The organism is Leptolyngbya sp. FACHB-711 (genome assembly GCF_014695615.1).
In the GTDB taxonomy this organism is placed as follows: Bacteria; Cyanobacteriota; Cyanobacteriia; order Elainellales; family Elainellaceae; genus Leptolyngbya_A.
Map to the genome: position 1 here is coordinate 1 of NZ_JACJOR010000458.1, position 19,905 is coordinate 19,905.

The following is a 19,905-nucleotide window of genomic DNA, read 5'->3' on the forward strand; positions in this document are numbered from 1 at the left end:
TATCACCTGGCAAAAAGTGGGCATGATGTCACCTTAATGGACAAGCAGGGTTTTCCCAGAGATAAAGTCTGCGGCGATGGCATTAGCATCGAATCGATTCAGGCGATCTCCACGATGGGAATTTATCCGCACGATATTCAGAAACTCGCTTCAGAGTATGCCCCAATTCATCATTTCTTTCTGGGGGTTTCCAATCAAATTAGCCACAGCGAACAAACCAATCTGGAGGCTTACTGCATTCCAAGAGCTGTGTTTGATCAACTTTTGTATGAAAAAGCGATCGATGCAGGATGCCGTTTTCTGGTTCAAACGGTTCACAAAAACAATTGGCATCATCACGGATTGACGGATGCGTTTGACACCATTATTGATGCTCGCGGAGTTTCTGCCGGAGAGGTGAATGCGATCGCGATTCGAGCCTACTGGACAGTGCAGCGGCAAGATTTACCTGAAACTGCGCTGATGGAAGCTCAAATTCATTTCGATCGAAGCCTGGGAGTAAATGGCTATGGCTGGATCTTTCCCGTTTCGACACAGCATGACTTGATTAAATTAAATGTGGGCGTGGGCGTTTGGCTAGACGAATACCAGGAGCTAAAAATCAATGTGATTCAACTTTTTAAGCAATTCGTTGGAAGCAATAAGATTGCACAGCAAATCCTCAGCAAAGTGGTGGAACAGCAATCCCCCAAGGTATTTCCTCTAGCAACTGCTAAAAAAGGAAATAGAGTGACTGACGGGAAAATTCTGAAGATTGGCGATGCGGCAAATTTGACGGATCCGTTGACGGGAGAAGGCATTGCTAATGCAATCCTAAGCGGTTTCCACGTTGCCCAAGCCGTTAATATGAGTCGAACTCCCGAGGCGATCGCAGACAACTGGCAATACCTGTATGAATCTCACTTTGAAGCGGATTTGCGGGCAGGGTTACGCATTAAAGCATTTAGAAAATTCTCCTTTATGAATTATCTGTTGATCTGGTTAATGAAACAGAATCCTCGGATTGCGCGTCAGGTGAGTCATGCGGTAGCTGGAGTGGTTCCCTACAACGAAGTTCTGGCTTCCCTCAAGTACTGAGATCCCATCCACGCTCCACCGTCCGCTAAAGTAGTCTGAGGAAAACGCAGAGGAAACTGCGGCTGGAGGCAGGAAGTATGAATAGAAAAACCTGGAAAACCGTCGGAATTTTCGCGCTGCTGGGATTGGCACTGAGCTGGGTGGTGAGTAGCTGTAGCCCCAGTCCTTCTCGATCGCCCCAAGCAGGTTCAGGGACGGCAGAAGTTGAGTTTTGGACGATGCAGCTTCAACCGCAGTTTACCGACTATTTCAATCAGCTCATTGCCCAGTTTGAGCAGAGCAATCCGGGCACGAAGGTGCGCTGGGTGGATGTGCCGTGGGCGGATATGCAGAGCAAGATTTTGACGGCGGTTTCGGCGAATACGGCTCCCGATGTGGTGAATCTGAACCCAGATTTTGCAGCGCAGCTTGCTGGACGCAATGCCTGGTTAGAGCTGGACGATCGCCTGACCGACACTGATAAACAGCAGTATTTGCCCAAGATCTGGCAGGCGAACACCCTAAACGGCAAGAGCTTTGGTATTCCCTGGTATTTGTCTACCAGCATCGCAATTTATAACCAGCAGATCATGAAGCAAGCAGGGATCAACAAGCCACCTGCAACTTATGTAGAACTGGCTGAAGCCGCGAAGCAGATTAAGGAGAAAACCGGGAAGTACGCTTTCTTTGCCACCTTTGTGCCTGAGGATTCGGGAGAGGTGTTGCAGTCGTTTGTGCAGATGGGGGCACAACTCGTAGACGATCAGGGGAAAGCGGCGTTTAATACGCCTGAAGGCAAGGCAGTGTTTCAATATTGGACGGATTTGTACAAGCAAGATTTGCTGCCCAAAGAGGCACTAACGCAGGGACACCGACGCGGGATTGAGCTATATCAGTCTGGGCAAACGGCTCTTTTGTCAACAGGCCCGCAGTTTTTGAAGACGATCGCTACCAATGCGCCTGCTGTGGCTGAAGTGTCTGCAGCTGCGCCGCAAATTACTGGAGCTACAGGCAAAAAAAGCGTTGCGGTCATGAATCTGGTAATTCCGCGCAAAACGGATCAGCCGGATGCTGCGCTCAAGTTTGCCCTGTTTGTAGCGAACGACCAGAATCAGCTTGCGTTTGCCAAAGCCGCGAACGTGTTGCCCTCGACGGTGGCAGCTCTGAAAGATAGCTATTTCACGCAGGTTCCTAGCTCTGCTCCGGCGATCGATCAGGCGCGAGCCATCAGCGCGAAACAGATGCAGGATGCAGAAGTGCTGCTTCCAAATCAAAAAGAGATTAAGGTTTTGCAAAAGATTATTTACGACAATTTGCAGGCAGCGATGCTGGGCGAAAAGTCGATCGATCAGGCAGTATCAGACGCAGCCGGAGAATGGGATCAGCGATAGGTTGCTAACCTAAGTTGAAATATCTTGATGAAGGGGGGAGGTATCATGAGATGCTTCCCTTCTCTGCTAAAGATTGCTGTACTTTCTGTACAAATTGAGCTTTACAACTGCAAAGCCGAAACTGAGTCGCTACAGTAGAGAAAGGAACCGAAAAACTGAATCTGAAGCAAACTGCTTTTACCGACAGTATTTTTATCACTATTGCGACAGAATTGAAAAGATCTGTAAAGGAATATTAATTCGAATTAATCATCTCCAAGATCTACCATTTCTAAAAAAGACGTGCTATAAGAAGGGGAAGTTGAGCAACACACTCAAACGCTTGAAGTTTCTATCAGAAATACGTTAGTTCTAATGCCATTTTCCTCATTAGTTAATACTGCCGTTTGTTCGCTAATTGATCGATAAACTTTTAGCGCAAATGACGGAGCGATCGAGATTTTGCGATAGCACTAATGCAGCTAAATCTTTGGTAATTGGGAGACGTAGCAAAGACTGATTGAGCTTTGATTGCATTGTGCTGTTAATTGAAGAAAAGGCTGAATTGGGTTAAAAGTTAACTCTAATCATGCTGTTTTTTCTAGCTCTAAGTCCTGGTAGCATCTCGGTGAAAGTGCTTTAGTTTCTTTCTAGTTTTTCGATTTATTCATTGATTAAAGTGCTGATAATAGGCGATCGCTTGAGGGTTTTCTCAGGTTAGATCCTTAAGGCAGCTTACTTTCGATTGCTTATAAAAGCGATCGGACTAAACTTTGGTCTTGTGCGAGTTCTGGTTTTTGCTTGAAGTTTGATTCGTTTCTGTTTGGCTTCGTTTTGACTTCATTAATTTGCGTTATTTCTGACTCAAGAGGTGGATTATGCAGTATTTGTTAGTTGACCTTCATCAGCGGATTGTGGGCACACTGAGCAGCGATCGTTCTTTTTCCGTGGGTGATACTTTTGAAAATCACAATGCTCAAACCTACACGATAATCGGTTTAAATTGGTTTAAGCAGCGTCCACAAACGCCTTCTTTAACCGTAATTCCGGGTTTGCTCAACCGAAAGCTGGCAAACGCTGAGAAGTAATTCGGTTTACACAGGGCATCTTTAAACGTGACTGTTTCTATATCTTTTACAATCCTTGAGGGCGGACAATTGTTCGCTCTTTTTTTTGTTCTTTATTAAATTGCTTCATAGAAAATGGGGATGAGACCGTTAGCTAATCGCTGCTGATGCCATCTGCTGCCTCGTCTAAATTGCTGGAGGTTGGGGCTGAAGCGATTCGGTAGCAGCAGGGATCGTCTTTTCGAATCGCTTCAGCAGGAGATTATGAGGGTTCAGCGATTTCGACTTGCCTTTAAGTTTCGAGATAGCTACTTGCCTGCCGCGTAAACATCTCGTAGTATCGATCGCCGTTTGCCATCAGTTCGGCGTGAGTTCCGGTTTCAAGAATTTTGCCATGCTCCAGCACGATAATCCGATCGGCAAGTTTGGCAAGGGCAAGGCGATGGCTAACGACAATGCTCATTCTGCCCTGGGCGATCGTGCGAAAGATTTGATAAATTTCATGCTCGTTTTTGGGATCGAGGGCAGCCGTGGGTTCATCAAACACCAGCAGTTCCGCCTGGGATCGCAGCAGGGAGCGGGCGATCGAAACGCGCTGCCACTGTCCGCCGGAGAGATCCACACCCTTTTCAAGCTGTTTGCCCAGGGGCGTGTCGAGTCCGTGAGCCAGTTTGTGGGTGAGCTGGGCGACTCCGGCTTCCTCCAGCACAGTTTGAATGGCGCGATCGGACTCCAGTCTGGACAAATTGCCCCAGCCGACATTTTCCCGCAGTGTTGCCGGAAAGCGAGCGTAGTCCTGCATTACCACGGCAATTTTCGATCGCAGCTCGTTCAGATCCAGGTCACGATAATCGCGATCGTTCCAGAGAATTGCGCCTGCGGTAGGGTCATAAAGGCGACAGAGCAGCTTTGCCAGGGTGGTTTTTCCGGCTCCATTTTCGCCCACCAGCGCGATCATTTCTCCACGGCCGATCGTCAGGTTGATGTCCTGTAGCGTCGGTTTTTCGCTGCCAGGATAAGCAAAACTGAGATTTTTGACCTGAATTCCGCTACCCTTGATTTCACCCGAAGAGAAGCGCGGCGATGGGGAGCTGGTCTCTTGGCAAAGCAGTCGATCGCATGACGGGACGGGTGCAGTACCGCTAATGGTTTCAGGCTGTAAATCAAGCAGTGCAAAAAAGGGACGAGTGCCCAGAGATGCATCGTACAGTCCTATGAACGCAAAGACAATAAAAGACACGCTCCTCCGCAGTTCGAGAATCAGTCCGGTAAACAGTGCCAAATCCCCAAAGGTATAGCGACGCTCCAGCACGCCGAGGATGATAAACACGTAGGGAACCGCTGCGCCAATGCCGCTGACTAATGACCAAATGAGGGTCTGGGTTGCGCCAGCCCGTCGCACTCGCTGCATTGCCCCAAAAATTTGTTCAAACAAATCGCGCCATCGCTGAAGCAAAATGGACTGTAAGGAAAATAGCCGCAGTTCTTTGGCATAGGTGTCTTCAGTTAAAACTTTGGCGTAAATTTCCATCTGGCGAGATAGAGCTGCCTGAGTTTCCTCGACGCGCCAGCTTTTATTGTGATGCTTCATATCCACGTAAAACGAGGGCGCGAACCCAATGACCAGCACGATCGGAACCCACCAAGCGATCGACGCAGACAGCAGCACTGAAGGTAAAAAGCGCAGCATCCCAATCAGCAGTTCGAGCAGCTTAAATGTAATTTCCTGAAGCTTAGACAGGCTCTTTTCCTTGGTCAGCGTGATCAGATTTAGCCGCTCTGGATTCTCAAACAGCGCAATGTCATTGAAGTTGGCCACCTTCTCGATCATCTGACCCTGAGCATAACCCTTTACCCGATCGCGCAATGCCGTAATGATATTGGTCTGAATGGGCTGAAGCGAATCAACAGCAATGTTAAACACAATCGTAACCACGATCGCCGTCAGTAAAAGCTGATTGTTCAGCAGAATTGGGAGCGAATTTCCGGTCACATTTGCGGCTAGCAAACCGGTGACTTCATCGATTACGACTTTGCCAAAATAAAGGGCGATCGATGGGCCTGCCCCCAACACCAAATTCAATAGCAATAAGTTGATAATTTCTCGCGGAGCCGATCGCAGTACAAGGGCTACACTGCGGCGCAGAACTTGTCCCACAGGCATTTCAGCAGATTGTTCTTGGGGCATTGCTTTCGTAAATTGAGCAAATCGCATCGGTAAACAGAGTTCTTTTACAAAAGGGTGAAATGAAGCTCATTTCGACCGATCAATACACCCGACCAGAATGGGCGAAGCGAGCAATTTGAGTCAAAGACAAGACTTTTGAAACATCCTTCAGAGACGATCGCGTAGACGCAGCGGAAAGGGCGATCGGTGAACCGCCCCTAGCAAATCGATTAACTTTTGAACCCTTTTGAACCAATCACACTAAGCGGCAAGAATAAACAGCACCAGCACGATCAGCGTTAACAGCATCAGCAGAGTCGGCAGGAAGCTTTTTTCTTTCGGCTTAGACAGGTCGCGCTGAAAGCTGCATGAAAGGCAAACAAACTTGTCGGCGTTGCGCTGATAAAGCGTTTGTTTTGAGCATTGCGGACATTCAGAGAAGCGTGTTGGTTCGTCGGGGTAGGAGTAAATATATTCTCGACGAGCGGGAGGCAAGCGACGATCGTTCATAGGAACCTCCGGGGATTGAAGGGGGCTGAAAAAATGAGTCGGTAAGGAAGCGAGGCGCGATCGATCTTGAAAACCAGCAGTAGAGACAACAAGCCAATGAGGATGAATTACGGAAGCTGTATTACACGAAACTACATGATAATACAGATCTTCTGAATTCCAGCTGAATCTCTTCTGGTCCGATCCAGTCATTCTGCTTCTAAAATCGACAAGGGAACGCAGGAGGGCACAACGCATGAAAATTGGCTTGGTGGGAACCGGACTGATGGGTTTGCCAATGGTGGAGCGACTGCGGACTGCCGGAGAATTTGTCACCGCATGGAACCGCACAGCCAGCAAATTGCAGCCGCTCAAAGATGCAGGAGCGGAACTTGCCTCCTCGGCAGCCGAACTGCTGCGATCGTCTGAATTAATCTTGCTGATGCTGACCGATGCCCCGGCAATTCACGAAGTTTTGCTGGTCGAAGAATGCCGCTCTTTGCTTGCCGATCGCACCGTGATCCAGATGGGAACGATTGCACCGCAGGAAAGCCGCGATTTGCACGATGAGATACGGCGATCGGGTGGATTTTATCTGGAGGCTCCGGTGCTGGGCAGTATTCCAGAAGCAAAAGCCGGGACGCTTCAGGTGATGGTCGGCAGTACGCCGGAACAGTTTGAGCAGTGGTCGCCGATTTTGCGTCAGTTGGGCATGCCGCGCTACGTCGGGGAAGTTGGCTCGGCGGCTGCGCTAAAGCTGGCACTGAATCAGCTTATTGCCGCGTTAACGACTGCTTTTTCGCTCAGTCTGGGTTTCGTGCAGCGGCAGAATGTACCGATCGACACCTTTATGCAGGTGTTACGCCAGAGCGCGCTATATGCGCCTACCTTTGACAAGAAACTTCAGCGCATGATCGATCGCGATTTTGCCAACCCCAACTTTCCCACCAGACATTTGCTCAAAGATGCCAATCTGTTTTTGCAGGAAGCCCGCAATCTCGGCTTGCAGGTGGATAGTTTAGCAGGCATTCAGCACATCATAGAGATTGCCTGCACCGAAGGGTTAGCCGACGCAGACTATTCCGCTTTGTTTGCCGCCGTGAATCCTGAAGCAGGGAATCCTGAAGCAGGGAATCCTGAAGCGGGGAATCCTGAATGTTCCTGACTCGTGAATGCCTATGACTTCTTCTCCCCAATCTCCTCAATATACAGTCAGCGTTTGGGAAGGCATCGCCATTACGGCGGGAGCTGTTCTTCTGGTTGCAGTCGGTTTAGCAGGGCTGGGCGTTAAAGCTCTGAACAATGCGTTTGATCCGCGTCGGGCACAGGCAACGGCTCAAAGCATTGCTGATTATCAAATTGCGGGCGGTTCGAGGGGCGTTTTCGGCACAAATCTGGGCGGCGGCAAACTGGCAGTGATGAATAGCTTATCTCCCGTTGCTCTGCCTGCCCTGCCCGCCGGAACTAATGCGCCACCCCAAACTGAACTCTTTCTGGCAAGAATTCCGATTACTGAAGGCGCAACTGATCCCAGTTCTGAAGAGGATATCACTGGGGATAGCAGCGTTTTTCTCTCAGGATTTTCTTTTTCCTATCAGGATGTGGACACGTTTCAAATTCACAGTGCCCGAACGGAAAATCGGCTTCTCTGCGGCACAAGTGTTCCCGTCACGATTCAGACTGGACATTTAACCGTAGCAGCAGGTGCACCCTCGATTCCGGCTGTGCGCTATCAGGGGGAAGCCAACTTCAAAGCGCATACCTATATTGCGATCGTCTCTGCTTTAGGCGAACGGGCAGAAGATCGGGCGATCGAGGTTTTTGATTCACTGCGTTGCCGATAGCATCATGTTCTCACTGGATGCCCTGAGCAATTATTTTTCGCTGGAAGGCAGGAAGAAAGACTCCGCTTCCTGCATGAGGAAATCTAGCTCCTCAGGATTGCTGGCTTGGCTGCTGAAGTCTCTGCCGTCTGAGGATTTCAGCGTGATTTCCAGCATTCGATTTTCAAACAGTCGATCGCGCAAAAAATCGAGTACCTGCATAAGATAGGGCAATCGCACTTCGGCTTCCAGCACCGCCGGCAAAAAGCCACTAATATTGCGCGGCATCATTCCGATCGGCATTTCGGGGGCAACTTTCACCGCAACCAGGGTGACATCCTGCACCCCTTCCCGATTTCTAAGCTGGGGCAAAACCTGCTCGATCTCGGCATAGAGCTTTCGATCGCCCAACTCACGATCCCGAAGGGCGATGCGCATCCGAACTGCCACCTGCACTCGATTAAAGAGAGCGTTCGCCATGAATGCCACCTAAGACGAATAATCTCGATATTGTAGGAGGCTGTTGTCGAATTCGCGTCCCTCAAGAGGCGGTTTTAGTGAAGAACCCTGGTTTGATGATCAGCGTTTTTGGGCTATTCGACCCGGACTTTCAAATTGTTGTCCACGTTATCGTATCCGGTGATAAATCCATTTTTTAGCTCGATTTTGCTGTTGCCATAGCTCAGCGTTTCGGTACAGCTAGGGTCGTCTAGCTCCACATGGGTGGGTGTGCCCTGAATGCGGAACAGGTCCTCCCGCATCGAGTTCATCGTCCAGTAGGGCTGGTTAGAAGTCTGTCCAACGGGAAGGGTCTGCACGTACAGGTTATTACTGAAGTTGCGATAGCCGGTAACGCGATTATCAGTTAGCTCGATGGTGCTATTGCTGTAGTAGAGCAGTTCTTTTTTGGAGTATTCGTATTGAGTCACACGCGAGGGGGTTCCCTGCACAGCAAAAACTTCTTCCTTGGTAGAACCCAATCCCCAGAAGGAAGCGGCTTTTTTGAATGAATGGTCGGGCTGCGCGGTTACTCTCAAGTTGCGATCGAAGTCTTCATAGCGGATGACTACCCCATTTCGCAGCTCAACCGCACTTTTGCCGTAGCGCAGCACTTCTTTGCACATCGAGTCATAGCGATCGGTCGAGGAAGGTTTACCCTGAATGCCAATCACTTCGGCTCGGCGCGATCCCGCTGACCACAGACCCTCCCCTGGAGCGGTTTGAGTTGATTCTTCGGCTTTGCGCTGAGCATACTGCAAATTGCGCTCGTACTGCGGAATCCGCGATTGAGCAACGTCATATCGAGCATAAGACATCGGAACCTGACGCATCAGGTCAATCGCTTCTTGCCACCACTTGGCAACTATCTTCCATTCTTCGACGGAATTTGCCTGCTGCGTGAGTTCAGATGCGCTCACTGCCCGATTGACTGCCCATCGAAACGGCTCTGCCTGGGCTGCGGCAAAACTGCGGCTACTGCCTAATCGAAGATCTTGCGTGGCAACGACGATCGCAAACCCAACGCTTGCTCCCATCAAAGCAATTCCTAATACAGGCGATAGCAGCCTTCTGCCCGGCAACCTGCGTCGTGGCGGGGGTGGAGGAGGGACCTGACCTAAAAATTCCATCTCATAGTAAAGATTCCGTTTGTCCCTGCTGTTTTTGCCGTGAGCGTCGCGTCGGTTTTTCATGCTGGTTTCCGGCGATACACGTGATGGTTGAAACACCAATAGTATAGGTGCGAATCTGCTAAAGTAAATATTTTTAAACCCGAATCCTTGAAAATTTACGTAATTTTGCCCTCGCCATACTGGTGCAGCCAGTGATTCAACAGTTCAGCAGCCGTAGTGCGCTGATAGCGATCGGGTAATTGGGGGGAACTCACGACAGTTCTGCACAAAGTTTTAACATGATATCCACAGATCTGCTGTGGTGCCCGCCACAAATCCAGGTGACGTACAGCCGGATCGGCATAAAAGCTATCGCCACCGCTGCCCAGTAATGCCGAACTCCAGTGAGTAAAGGCATCATGGCTCAGCCGATGAATCGGGAAATTGCCCCAGAGCGGCACCCCCCAGCCATCGATCGCAATCACAGCTTTGACCGTTCCCCCTGCTGCCTGCCACTGCTGCGCAGCCCCGATCGCCGCAACGACCCCCGCACTAAACCCGATAAACACCAGTGAATTGACATTTTGATGTATTTTTTCGGACTGTCGGATGCGAAGCTGCTGCTGCAAAAAAGCGAACATATGCAGACCGGAATAGGGCGGGTAGCGATCGGCAGGGTAAATCAGCTCTTGAGGAGAACACACTTCACCAGAACTGCGTCCGATGCTCGTTCGTCCTAACCCTTTCAGGAAGCCGATCGTCAGCTCAGGCGGATGATATCCCGGACAAATTACGATCGTCATGCTTGGTTTTTCTGATTGCCGGATTTTTGAAGCAGCACTGTTAGGGCAGCACTGACAGCATTATCGCCGAATTGCATTATGGCAAATTGCATTATTACCGAATTGCCCGCCTTAGCCCGTGCCAAATCAGTCCTGCAACAATTAACCCCAACCCAGCTTGCCAAACGATCGGCTCCACCCAAAACGCCAGCAGCAGACAGGACAATAAGCCCACGATCGACACCCAAGCAGGATAGAGCCTTTCTGCAACCGGAAGCCGTAGAGCTGCCCCGTTGGTAATGGCGTAATAAATGAGAACGCTGAACGCACTAAACGACCAGGTGGTTTTCACGTTGCCCACCAGCACCAATAGCCCGATCGCCCCACTTACCCCAAAAACTGCCCAGGTTGGAGTTGCCTGTGTTCGGTTGAGCTGAGCAAAGCAATGTGGCATATCCGATCGCCGTCCCATTGCCAGCAGCACCCGCGATAGCCCCAAAATCAGATTGAGCAGCACGCCCAGCATTGCCGTCATTGCGCCGATCGCTAACACCAGCGAACCGCCGGCTCCCGCGACCTGACGGATTGCCGCTTCCAAGGGAGCTGTGCCGCTTAGCCCACCGACGCCCACTGCCCCAATTCCAACGGTGGCGATCGTGCTATAGAGCAGCAGAGTGAGTCCGAGACACACAAGCATTGCTTTCGGAATCGTCTGGCGCGGGTTTCGAGCTTCTTCGCCCATCGTGGCAATTCTGCCGTATCCGGTGTATGCCACAAACATGAGGGCACTCGCTTCCAGCACGCCCGTAGGCGATGTCGTGAAAAAAGGCACCAGGTTCTGTGAGCCGTTCTGCACCGCAAACGGCAAACAAGCAAGTACAAAAAAGCCGAGTGCCAGCAGCGTTACTGCCACAATTACCGTATTCGCTGCATTTGATCGCTTAATGCCCTTCAGCACGATCGCGGTGAGCGTTACGACGGCAATCAGGGCGATCGTCACGAGCGGCACAGCATTACCGCCGAGGTCACGTCCGAGCAGGTTCAGCAAATATCCTGCAAACCCCAGCGCCGCCGTTGCCGCCGAAGCTGCCTTTGCCACCAAAAACATCCAACCTGCTGTGAAGCCGAGCCAGGGTGTGAGATAACGATAGCCATATTCATAGGTTCCACCGCTGACTGGATGACTGGCTGCAAGCTGGGCACTGCTCAACCCATTGCAAATTGCGACGATCGCCCCAATTAAAACTGCCAAAATCACCGCAGGCCCGGCTAAGTTCGCCCCAATGCCAATGCTGACAAAAACCCCTGTGCCGACGATCGATCCTAGCCCCATAAGGGTCGCCCCTAAAACTCCGAGTTCGCGTTTAAGTTGGGGTTGGGGGGCAGCAGTAGACATTTTTGCTTCAGGTCAAACTCCAGGCTCGGGTCAGTTTGGGAATGGGGCGATCGCCCCCATCATGGCAAATCTCGTGTCTCAAACCATGTCATTCAAGCTACATCTTGTCAGTGACATCCTGCGACCTGCTTTGAGTTTCATCACGTTGTCAAATCTCCTGCTTCAGGAGGAGGGAGGGGCAATGGACAACTTTTCCCACTCCTCAAACAACCTGTAACTCGCTGCGGCTGAAATTCTGCACTCAAGATTTTGTACTTAGCAGAGCCAACCACAGAACGGGCAGCAAAGAAAACTTTACATTTGCTGCATAATTTCACAAAACAAATTTATAGCCGTCCAAAGGAATTTCAGAAAAAATTAATGTATTCTTTCCGTAGATGTAGTCCGACTTTCTGTATTTCTTCTATGCTTGGTATCTATGTTTAGAACGGATACTCGATACGGACATAGACAAACTTTGATAAGGATACGGAAAGCAACAGAAACTCTGTGGGGCTGAGTTAATTCACTGCTTATAACGCTGGGAATTTGATCGCTGTGAATTCCATCACAGGGCTAAACAGAGTTAAAGGCTTTAATAAAGGGCAGTCGAAAGTTCACTTCAGCTTAATTTGTTTGTCACACGCCATCGTTATCTTACTTATACGATTAAGCGACTTCAAACGATTGCATTGAGCGAAGACTGAAAGACCCACCAGCTAAATAGATCATGACCTTGGGTAACTGCGGACAGGCAGTTGTTTTGGGTAATTGTTGCAGGTAGCTATTGCAGGTAACTATTGCTCTCTCCACAACACAGTCGTCGCTTCGCTTTTCGCTTAATTTCCAACGCTGAACTTCAAGTTGAACTTCAAGATGTTGCTTAGCCCATTTCCAGGAGGTGAGTTTTACGAATGAATCCAACGAAATACTCCCGATTTATTCGATTTCTACAGGAGGATTTGGCCCTGTCTGCGGCTTCAATCGCGATCGCAATGCGCTATCGTGAGCAAGATCCTGGACCTCTGCCGATGATCCTCTGGCAATATGGCTTGGTAACGCTAGAACAGCTCGATCGCATTTTTGACTGGCTCGAAACAGCGCAGCCCTAAAACGGCTCCGGCTCTTCAGATTGCTCCCCGGAATTGCGCTAGCACTGAGGAACTTTTTGGGCATGCCGCCGATCGAAGCAGAAACGTGGAGCAGTCGAAAAATATCTCAACCGATTGCCCCGATCATTAACCTGATCATTAAAAATGCGAGCAAAACTGTTTTGGGCAGGAATCGGTGTAGTAAGCTGGATTTTTCTTGGAATGATCCTGAGCTTGATTGGGGGTTCGGTCATCGGTTTCAGTCAGATTGATGGCTTGATCAGGTTTGGTGCAGCGATCGGGCTAGCCATTGGTTTGTTTTATAGCGGTGCGGCGTTGCTGACTGCGTTATTGGTGCATTCCCGTCGCGTAATGCCCTGGATGATTAGCAGCTCCCTTGCCTGCGCGATCGTGTGTTTCTTTATAGCCATTGGGCTGGGCGGTTATCCCAAACACACTCAAGCAGATCTAAGTTTTCTCTTGATCGCGCCAGTTAGTATCGCGCTTGGGGGACTGTTGGGAAGTGGGCTGGGTGTGGCGTTTTGGCGATCGAGGATGGGTGTTTAGAAGGTTTGAAACGCGTTTGAAACGCATTTAAGGTGCTACATCGCCTCCTAAAAATGACGCATCCGCAAGCTCACATGGCAGAATTTAGAAAGTGAAACGCCGTGATTCCTCAGAATTTCCAATGACTGCAACGATTTCCACCCTCGCTAGCCAGTATGACCCGTTTGCCACTGAAGCCAAGTGGCAGAAATCCTGGGAAGAGAATCAGGTCTTTAAAGCAGACCCCGATCGCGGCGGTACGCCTTACTGTATCGTGATTCCGCCGCCAAATGTGACGGGCAGCTTGCACATGGGGCACGCCTTCGACAATACCCTGATGGATGTGCTGGTGCGGTATCACCGCATGCGGGGTTTCAATACGCTGTGGCTACCGGGAACGGATCACGCCAGTATTGCCGTAAGTGCGATTCTAGACAAAGAGCTGCGATCGCAGGGCAAAACCCGCTTTGATGTGGGACGCGAGGCATTTCTGGAGCGCGCCTGGGAATGGAAAGCAGAGTCAGGCGGCACGATCGTCGGTCAGCTTAGAAGTCTGGGCGTGTCGGTAGACTGGACTCGCGAACGGTTCACAATGGACGAGGGGCTGTCTGAGGCAGTCGTAGAGGCATTCAAGCGGCTGTACAGCGAAGGATTGATTTACCGGGGCAAGTATCTGGTGAACTGGTGTCCTGCCACCCAGTCGGCGGTGTCTGACCTGGAAGTAGAAAATAAAGAAGTGCAGGGCAACCTCTGGCATTTCCGCTATCCGCTCAGCGATGGGTCAGGCTACCTGGAAGTCGCTACCACCCGCCCAGAAACGATGCTGGGGGATACAGCCGTGGCAGTGAACCCCGAAGACGATCGCTACAAGCATTGGGTGGGCAAAACGATTCGCCTGCCGATTATGAATCGGGAAATTCCCATCATTGCCGATGAATACGTCGATTCCAGCTTTGGCACGGGCTGCGTCAAAGTCACGCCTGCCCATGACCCAAACGACTTTGAGATGGGAATGCGGCACAATCTAGAGTTTATCAACATTCTTAATAAAGACGGTACGCTGAACGAAAACGCCGGAGACTTCCAGGGACAGGATCGGTTTGTGGCGCGCAAGAATGTGGTCAAACGGCTAGAGGAAGAAGGTTTCCTGGTCAAAATCGAAGACTACAAACACACCGTTCCCTACAGCGATCGCGGTAAAGTGCCGATCGAGCCGCTGCTCTCAACCCAGTGGTTTGTCAAAATTCGTCCTTTAGCCGATCAGGCGCTGGACTTCCTGAATAACCAAGACGAGCCGATTTTCGTGCCGGAACGCTGGACAAAGGTGTATCGCGACTGGCTGGTGAATCTGAAGGACTGGTGTATCTCGCGCCAGCTCTGGTGGGGACATCAGATTCCGGCTTGGTATGCAGTCAGTGAAACTAATGGCGAAATCGCAGACAATACACCGTTTGTAGTCGCAGTGAACGAAGCAGAAGCCCGATCGCTGGCAGTAGCCCAATTCGGGGAAGAGGTGCAGCTTCAGCGCGACCCAGATGTGCTGGATACCTGGTTTTCGTCGGGTTTATGGCCCTTCTCCACAATGGGCTGGCCCCACGACACAAAAGATCTGGAGTTCTACTACCCCACTTCCACCCTTGTTACCGGATTCGACATTATCTTTTTCTGGGTTGCCCGGATGACGATGATGGCGGGACACTTCACCGGGAAGATGCCGTTTAAGCACGTCTATATCCACGGGCTGGTGCTGGACGAAAACGGCGAAAAGATGTCCAAATCGAAGAACAATGGCATCGATCCGCTGATTCTGGTTCGCAAATACGGCACAGACGCGCTGCGCTATACCTTGGTCAAAGCCGTTGCTGGAGCCGGACAGGACATTCGCCTGGAATACAACCGCAAGACTGATGAATCCGTCTCGGTGGAAGCTTCGCGCAACTTCACGAATAAGCTGTGGAATGCCTCCCGGTTTGTGATGATGAACCTGGACGGACAAACGCCGGATCAGCTTGGCTTCCCAATTTTGGATGAGCTGGAACTGAGCGATCGCTGGCTCTTGTCCCGCTATCATCAAGTGATCCGCCAGACCGCAAACGATATCGATCAGTTTGGCTTGGGCGAAGCGGCGAAAGGGCTATATGAGTTTATCTGGGGCGACTTCTGCGACTGGTATATCGAGTTGGTCAAGTCGCGTCTGCAAGATCAGGATTCCGCTTCCCGAAAAGTAGCGCAGCAGGTTCTTGCCCACGTTCTCGAAGGGACACTGCGATTGCTGCATCCGTTTATGCCCCACATTACCGAGGAAGTCTGGCATACGCTGACTCAATCGGGCGATGACCAGTACCTTGCGCTTCAGGTATACCCAACGCTGGACGAATCGCTGATCAATCCCGACCTGGAGCAGCAGTTTGACCTGATCATCGAAACCATTCGCACGGTGCGAAATCTGCGCGCTGAGGCAGACATCAAGCCCGGAGTCAAAGTCACAACCGTCTTCCAGACAGAGAACGATCGCGAACGAGAAATTCTCACCGCTGCCCAGCCCTACATTCAAGATTTGGCAAAGGTCGAGCAGCTTAATATCCTGAAGCCTGAACCTGCGCCGATTATTTCCACAAAAACCTCAGCTCTGGCTCCGATTGCAAAACCGTCGAAGGCAAAACCAGAACGCACGCCTCGCCAAAAATACACGCGGGCTGCGGTGAATATCGGGGTACTCTTCGCCCTCTTTGTTGCAGCAAAGGTGCTTTATGCCGTTGTAAGTGAGATTAATAGCCTGCCGCTGCTGCCTACTCTGTTCACGCTGATTGGTTTAGGTCGTAGCGCATGGTTTGCCTATCAGAATCTCTTGTTTGCTGAGAACCGACAGGCACTCGGAGATAACCTACAAGCCTTTACTAAAGAGGTATTTGGTCAGTTTGAAGATGTAGTAGACGCGATCGTGGATGTGGAAGCCGAAGCTACTCCCCTGACATTACCCGCAGCAGGTCAAACCGAGGGTCAAACGATCGTAGGGGTGGTGGGAACAGTGCAGGTTTCGATTCCGCTAGCGGGCGTGGTCGATGTCGAGGCACTGCGATCGAAGCTGCAAAAAGACTTGAACAAAGCCGAAGCTGAGATTGCGTCTCTGTCTCAACGATTGAGCAATCCCAAATTTGTTGATAAAGCTCCGGCAGATGTGGTGCAGGGTGCAAGAAACGCGCTGGCAGAAGCGGAGACTCAGGCGCAGATTTTGCGCGATCGGCTGAATCAGCTCTAGCAATTCATCAAATCCTAATCTGCCCTACGGCAGAGGATCATCTAATCCATAATGATAAAAAGATATACTCTTTCCAGAACGGGTTCACCCTTGCAGGAATGATGCACTTGGCTCAGGTGACACAAAAAGATACAGAGGGCAGGATGCAGCTTCGCCTCCTGGCTCAACAAAAAGCTGAACACGCTTGGGCATTGCTTGACGACGCGGAAAATCGCCTCTGGATCGAGCAGGCAGATTACAACGAGGGTGCGCTGGTGCTGGTTGAGCTTTCCCCCCTGCGGCAAATTCAGCAGATTCAAGACGCGACCCACTGGATACTTGCCCTGGTTGAGCAATATCTGACGGTGGGAATGACCCCCGTGCTGTTGCAGGAAGAAGTGCAGCGAGCGGAACAGTGGCGGCAGTCGCTCACGCTAAAAAGCCAGGAGCTCGGTCGCCGTGCCCTAGAAATTGAGGCGCGTCGCGATCAGATTCAGGAGCTTGAAGAAAATCTGAAAATTGAAAAGGAAAAGCTAGAGCAAATGGCAGCTCAGGTTCGAGCCAATCTAAACGGAAAACCCTGCCCACCGCCGGAGCCGGAATCTTAGCTTTGAACGCTATCCGATCGCTGCCAGTGCTGCATTTCTTCTGAAACAAAGTAGCTCACCAAATCGCGATACATCTTTTCGATCGCGTCTGCACTCAGTCCTTCTGTTTCTGCCCAGACTCGTCGATCTACCAGCATTGCCTCTAGCCGCTCTGGTGCTTTGACGCTAGTTTCGCTGGTCTTAAACTGAGCAGCTGCCTTCACATAGGCAAAGCGTTGACCGAGAAGCGCGACGATTTGGCGATCGATGCGATCGATTTCCGATCGAATTTCTGCCATGTTGGTACATTCGTCGGGAGTTTTCATGCAGTGGAAATTGGGGATAGAGGCAGCAATCTAACGGGCAACCGCAGGCAAAGCCCGTTGCTCAGGCAGTTCCGTCGGGGTTGAACTCTCTGGTAACTCTCGACCATTCAGCAATAGCTCTCGAATCATCCGGGCTGCCACCCGCTGACCCAATCCGCCGATGATTTCCTGTCCCATGCCTCGCGCTTCCGGCTTTGCCAGCAAACGGGGGACGATCGGCAAAAGCTGAGCTGGATCAAATCCGGGTGTGCTTCGCAGCAGGTCAATTACCCGCGCTAGGTGTTCAGCATTACCGGGGATTTCCAGCTTTTTGGGCTGTTTGGTCTGGAGCCCGACCCACGATCGCAGATTGTTTGTGACCTGATCGATCGCGCTGCGTCCAGCCGTATCAACGTTGTTGATAATCTCAGTCACCAGGAACTCGCGAATAAACTCGCCCCGTTCTGAGAAGATAAACTCAACCGCCTGATTTAGAGCAAAGTTAATATCGTAGTCCTGGCTATCGCGAGCGTTTCGCAGTAGGTTTTCTAAGCGATTCCAGCGAAAGGTTCCATCTTTAAATAACAAGCCTTGCAGCGAGTTACGCAATTGCGGAGCCGGATCGGTGAGGAGCCGCTTTGACACATAGGGATACGCTTTGCTCAGCACCTTGAAATTCGGATCGACGTTAATTGCAATCCCTTCTAGGGTTACCAGCGATCGAATAATCAGCGCGTAGTAGGCCGGAACCCGGAATGGATATTCATACATCAATGCCGAGAGTTTATCTGTAATGCTCTTGATATTAATCTCGGCAACGCTTGCGCCCAGGGCTTCATTAAAAACAGCAGCAAAAGCAGGGATGATCGGCGTCAGGTCAGTATCGGGCGTGAGAAACTCCAGATTGACGTAATCCTGCGCCAGCGCGTCAAAATCACGATTTACCAGGTGGACGATCGCCTCGATCAAGCCATATCGCTGCGGCGGCATTACCTCGCTCATCATGCCAAAATCGAGATAGGCGAGTTTGCCTTCAGGAGTCGCCAGCAGGTTTCCGGGATGCGGGTCGGCATGGAAAAAACCATGCTCTAGCAGCTGCCGGAGCGAACACTGTACGCCTACATCAACGAGATAGCTGGCATCAATGCCCTGTGCCCGAATTTCTTGAAGCTGAGTGAGTTTTGTGCCCGTAATCCATTCCATTGTCAGCACGCGCCGCTGAGTGTAGTGCCAGTAGATTCGAGGGACATAAATATCGGGCAGATTGCCGTAGAGCTGAGCAAACCGCTCTGCGTTGCGTCCTTCCTGGGTGTAGTCCATCTCCTCGAAGATGCGTGCACCAAACTCGTCGGCAATGGCAACCAGGTCACTGCGAATCCGCTTAAAGGTTCTGCCTGCCCAGGCGGCAAGCTGACGCAGAATGTAGAGATCCAGCGTGATTTGCTGTGCTAATCCGGGACGCTGCACCTTCACTGCAACGGTTTCACCGCTCTTGAGTTTGCCTTTATACACCTGTCCCAGAGAGGCAGCCGCAAGAGGTTTTTCAGACAGCTCCGCATAGATATTTTCGGGACGATCGCCTAACTCTTCCTGGATAAACTGAAACGCGATTTCATTCGGGAAAGGCGGCAACTGATCCTGTAAACGAGTCAGCTCTTCCAGATACGCGGGCGGAACCAGATCAGGACGGGTTGAGAGTGCCTGCCCTACTTTAATGTATGCCGGACCAAGATAAGTCAAGATTTCTCGCAGCCGTACTGCGCGCCTATGCTGATTGCGCTCGCCCTTTCCCCTTTGCCGATCCCACCATAGCGACAGCGCAAATCCAAAAAACGACCAGAAGATCGCTAGCAGTCGCCCGACCACCTGAAACGGACGGCGACCGTAGTAAGCAGCGATCGCGAGTGGGTCGTATTGTTGGGCTTCCATGGCGTTTGGCTGAACTGACTTCAGATGCTCTTGAGGAGCCGGAAACAGTTCGCTTTCAACGACAAGACCAGAAGCAGCGTTCGCGTTCGGTGAAGAAGGAAGGGTTTGCATAGGAGATTGTCTCAAGAAGACAGATTAATAGCGTAACAATCTGCTTTAGGCAGAGCCGTCCACCCTCTGAGCGACTTTCGGAGCGACTTTAGAATCGGGGGAAACTTCAGCGATCGGCGGAGGCTTAGACTGCAACGGCTAATGTAAAGTATTGTAACCCTACCCTTTGTTGAATTTGAAATTTAACCAGGCGATAAATCCGCACCTGACCGTATTCGGTTGTAGACACTGGGTTGACTGATCTCTACTGGATAAAGCGAATAGGGTAAAGCGGGTAAAGAATGTTAAGCCTTGCAAATCTGATAGATGACAGAAACGGGGCTTGGGGCTAAGTTTTTAGAAGAGAGTAATTCAAATGT

17 protein-coding genes are annotated in these 19,905 nt (G+C 50.8%); 9 read left to right on the forward strand and 8 right to left on the reverse strand.

The features are described 5' to 3' along the window. The 3 genes from H6F80_RS20845 to H6F80_RS20855 all read left to right on the forward strand — a co-directional run. On the forward strand, positions 1 to 1,077 hold a 1,077-nt coding region (locus tag H6F80_RS20845), incomplete at its 5' end, for an NAD(P)/FAD-dependent oxidoreductase (protein WP_190793444.1). 77 nt (positions 1,078 to 1,154) lie between these two features. Next, positions 1,155 to 2,447 (forward strand): ABC transporter substrate-binding protein, encoded by a 1,293-nt coding sequence (locus tag H6F80_RS20850; protein WP_190793445.1) that lies wholly within the window; start codon positions 1,155 to 1,157, stop codon positions 2,445 to 2,447. An 857-nt stretch (positions 2,448 to 3,304) separates the two neighbouring features. Continuing rightward, positions 3,305 to 3,514, forward strand: a complete 210-nt coding sequence (locus tag H6F80_RS20855) for a hypothetical protein (protein ID WP_190793446.1) — start codon at positions 3,305 to 3,307, stop codon at positions 3,512 to 3,514. Between the two features lie 271 nt (positions 3,515 to 3,785). Here the strand turns inward: H6F80_RS20855 and H6F80_RS20860 are convergent, their stop codons facing one another. Both H6F80_RS20860 and H6F80_RS20865 read right to left on the reverse strand, forming a co-directional pair. Beyond that, positions 3,786 to 5,681, reverse strand: coding sequence for an ABC transporter ATP-binding protein (locus H6F80_RS20860; protein ID WP_242067493.1), 1,896 nt, complete (start codon positions 5,679 to 5,681; stop codon positions 3,786 to 3,788). 240 nt (positions 5,682 to 5,921) lie between these two features. Next, positions 5,922 to 6,170: a hypothetical protein gene (locus tag H6F80_RS20865; protein WP_190793447.1), complete on the reverse strand. Its 249-nt coding sequence runs from the start codon at positions 6,168 to 6,170 to the stop codon at positions 5,922 to 5,924. Positions 6,171 to 6,363: 193 nt separating this feature from the next. Here H6F80_RS20865 and H6F80_RS20870 point away from each other — a divergent pair, with 193 nt between their 5' ends. Next, on the forward strand, positions 6,364 to 7,314 hold the full coding sequence (locus H6F80_RS20870; protein ID WP_277879243.1) for an NAD(P)-dependent oxidoreductase: 951 nt from the start codon (positions 6,364 to 6,366) through the stop codon (positions 7,312 to 7,314). Positions 7,315 to 7,327: 13 nt separating this feature from the next. Continuing rightward, on the forward strand, positions 7,328 to 7,993 hold the full coding sequence (locus H6F80_RS20875; RefSeq protein ID WP_190793449.1) for a hypothetical protein: 666 nt from the start codon (positions 7,328 to 7,330) through the stop codon (positions 7,991 to 7,993). A gap of 30 nt (positions 7,994 to 8,023) precedes the next feature. Here H6F80_RS20875 and H6F80_RS20880 read toward each other — a convergent pair whose 3' ends face one another. The 4 genes from H6F80_RS20880 to H6F80_RS20895 form a co-directional block, all read right to left on the reverse strand. Further along, a complete protein-coding gene (locus tag H6F80_RS20880) occupies positions 8,024 to 8,452 on the reverse strand; it encodes a hypothetical protein (RefSeq protein WP_190793450.1) in 429 nt (142 codons plus the stop codon). Between the two features lie 113 nt (positions 8,453 to 8,565). Next, on the reverse strand, positions 8,566 to 9,663 hold the full coding sequence (locus tag H6F80_RS20885) for a hypothetical protein (RefSeq protein WP_190793451.1): 1,098 nt from the start codon (positions 9,661 to 9,663) through the stop codon (positions 8,566 to 8,568). 95 nt (positions 9,664 to 9,758) lie between these two features. Then, on the reverse strand, positions 9,759 to 10,385 hold the full coding sequence (locus H6F80_RS20890) for a hypothetical protein (protein ID WP_190793452.1): 627 nt from the start codon (positions 10,383 to 10,385) through the stop codon (positions 9,759 to 9,761). Between the two features lie 94 nt (positions 10,386 to 10,479). Next, a complete protein-coding gene (locus H6F80_RS20895; protein ID WP_190793453.1) occupies positions 10,480 to 11,760 on the reverse strand; it encodes an APC family permease in 1,281 nt (426 codons plus the stop codon). A gap of 893 nt (positions 11,761 to 12,653) precedes the next feature. On the opposite strand from H6F80_RS20895, the gene H6F80_RS20900 reads away from it, so the two are divergent. From H6F80_RS20900 to H6F80_RS20915, 4 genes are all read left to right on the forward strand, one after another. Then, positions 12,654 to 12,851 (forward strand): DUF2949 domain-containing protein, encoded by a 198-nt coding sequence (locus H6F80_RS20900; protein WP_190793454.1) that lies wholly within the window; start codon positions 12,654 to 12,656, stop codon positions 12,849 to 12,851. A gap of 144 nt (positions 12,852 to 12,995) precedes the next feature. Next, a complete protein-coding gene (locus tag H6F80_RS20905) occupies positions 12,996 to 13,397 on the forward strand; it encodes a hypothetical protein (protein WP_190793455.1) in 402 nt (133 codons plus the stop codon). Positions 13,398 to 13,518: 121 nt separating this feature from the next. Then, positions 13,519 to 16,635, forward strand: a complete 3,117-nt coding sequence (locus H6F80_RS20910) for a valine--tRNA ligase (protein WP_190793456.1) — start codon at positions 13,519 to 13,521, stop codon at positions 16,633 to 16,635. Positions 16,636 to 16,733: 98 nt separating this feature from the next. After that, a complete protein-coding gene (locus tag H6F80_RS20915) occupies positions 16,734 to 17,222 on the forward strand; it encodes an HmpF-related protein (RefSeq protein WP_190793457.1) in 489 nt (162 codons plus the stop codon). On the opposite strand, the gene H6F80_RS20920 is transcribed toward H6F80_RS20915, so the two are convergent. Next, on the reverse strand, positions 17,219 to 17,527 hold the full coding sequence (locus H6F80_RS20920; RefSeq protein ID WP_190793458.1) for an isochorismate lyase: 309 nt from the start codon (positions 17,525 to 17,527) through the stop codon (positions 17,219 to 17,221). The two genes, H6F80_RS20915 and H6F80_RS20920, sit on opposite strands and share 4 nt — an antisense overlap. A gap of 30 nt (positions 17,528 to 17,557) precedes the next feature. Continuing rightward, entirely contained in the window at positions 17,558 to 19,546 is a 1,989-nt protein-coding gene (locus H6F80_RS20925; RefSeq protein WP_190793459.1) for an ABC1 kinase family protein, read from the reverse strand. Positions 19,547 to 19,905: the final 359 nt, after the last annotated feature.

Coding starts and splice junctions, on each gene's coding strand:
- H6F80_RS20910 (WP_190793456.1), top strand. CDS start 13,519: ATGACTGCAACGATTTCCACCCTCGCTAGCCAGTATGACCCGTTTGCC.
- H6F80_RS20905 (WP_190793455.1), top strand. CDS start 12,996: ATGCGAGCAAAACTGTTTTGGGCAGGAATCGGTGTAGTAAGCTGGATT.
- H6F80_RS20920 (WP_190793458.1), bottom strand. CDS start 17,527: ATGAAAACTCCCGACGAATGTACCAACATGGCAGAAATTCGATCGGAA.
- H6F80_RS20925 (WP_190793459.1), bottom strand. CDS start 19,546: ATGCAAACCCTTCCTTCTTCACCGAACGCGAACGCTGCTTCTGGTCTT.
- H6F80_RS20875 (WP_190793449.1), top strand. CDS start 7,328: ATGACTTCTTCTCCCCAATCTCCTCAATATACAGTCAGCGTTTGGGAA.
- H6F80_RS20900 (WP_190793454.1), top strand. CDS start 12,654: ATGAATCCAACGAAATACTCCCGATTTATTCGATTTCTACAGGAGGAT.
- H6F80_RS20895 (WP_190793453.1), bottom strand. CDS start 11,760: ATGTCTACTGCTGCCCCCCAACCCCAACTTAAACGCGAACTCGGAGTT.
- H6F80_RS20850 (WP_190793445.1), top strand. CDS start 1,155: ATGAATAGAAAAACCTGGAAAACCGTCGGAATTTTCGCGCTGCTGGGA.
- H6F80_RS20860 (WP_242067493.1), bottom strand. CDS start 5,681: ATGCCCCAAGAACAATCTGCTGAAATGCCTGTGGGACAAGTTCTGCGC.
- H6F80_RS20890 (WP_190793452.1), bottom strand. CDS start 10,385: ATGACGATCGTAATTTGTCCGGGATATCATCCGCCTGAGCTGACGATC.
- H6F80_RS20855 (WP_190793446.1), top strand. CDS start 3,305: ATGCAGTATTTGTTAGTTGACCTTCATCAGCGGATTGTGGGCACACTG.
- H6F80_RS20865 (WP_190793447.1), bottom strand. CDS start 6,170: ATGAACGATCGTCGCTTGCCTCCCGCTCGTCGAGAATATATTTACTCC.
- H6F80_RS20915 (WP_190793457.1), top strand. CDS start 16,734: ATGATGCACTTGGCTCAGGTGACACAAAAAGATACAGAGGGCAGGATG.
- H6F80_RS20880 (WP_190793450.1), bottom strand. CDS start 8,452: ATGGCGAACGCTCTCTTTAATCGAGTGCAGGTGGCAGTTCGGATGCGC.
- H6F80_RS20885 (WP_190793451.1), bottom strand. CDS start 9,663: ATGAAAAACCGACGCGACGCTCACGGCAAAAACAGCAGGGACAAACGG.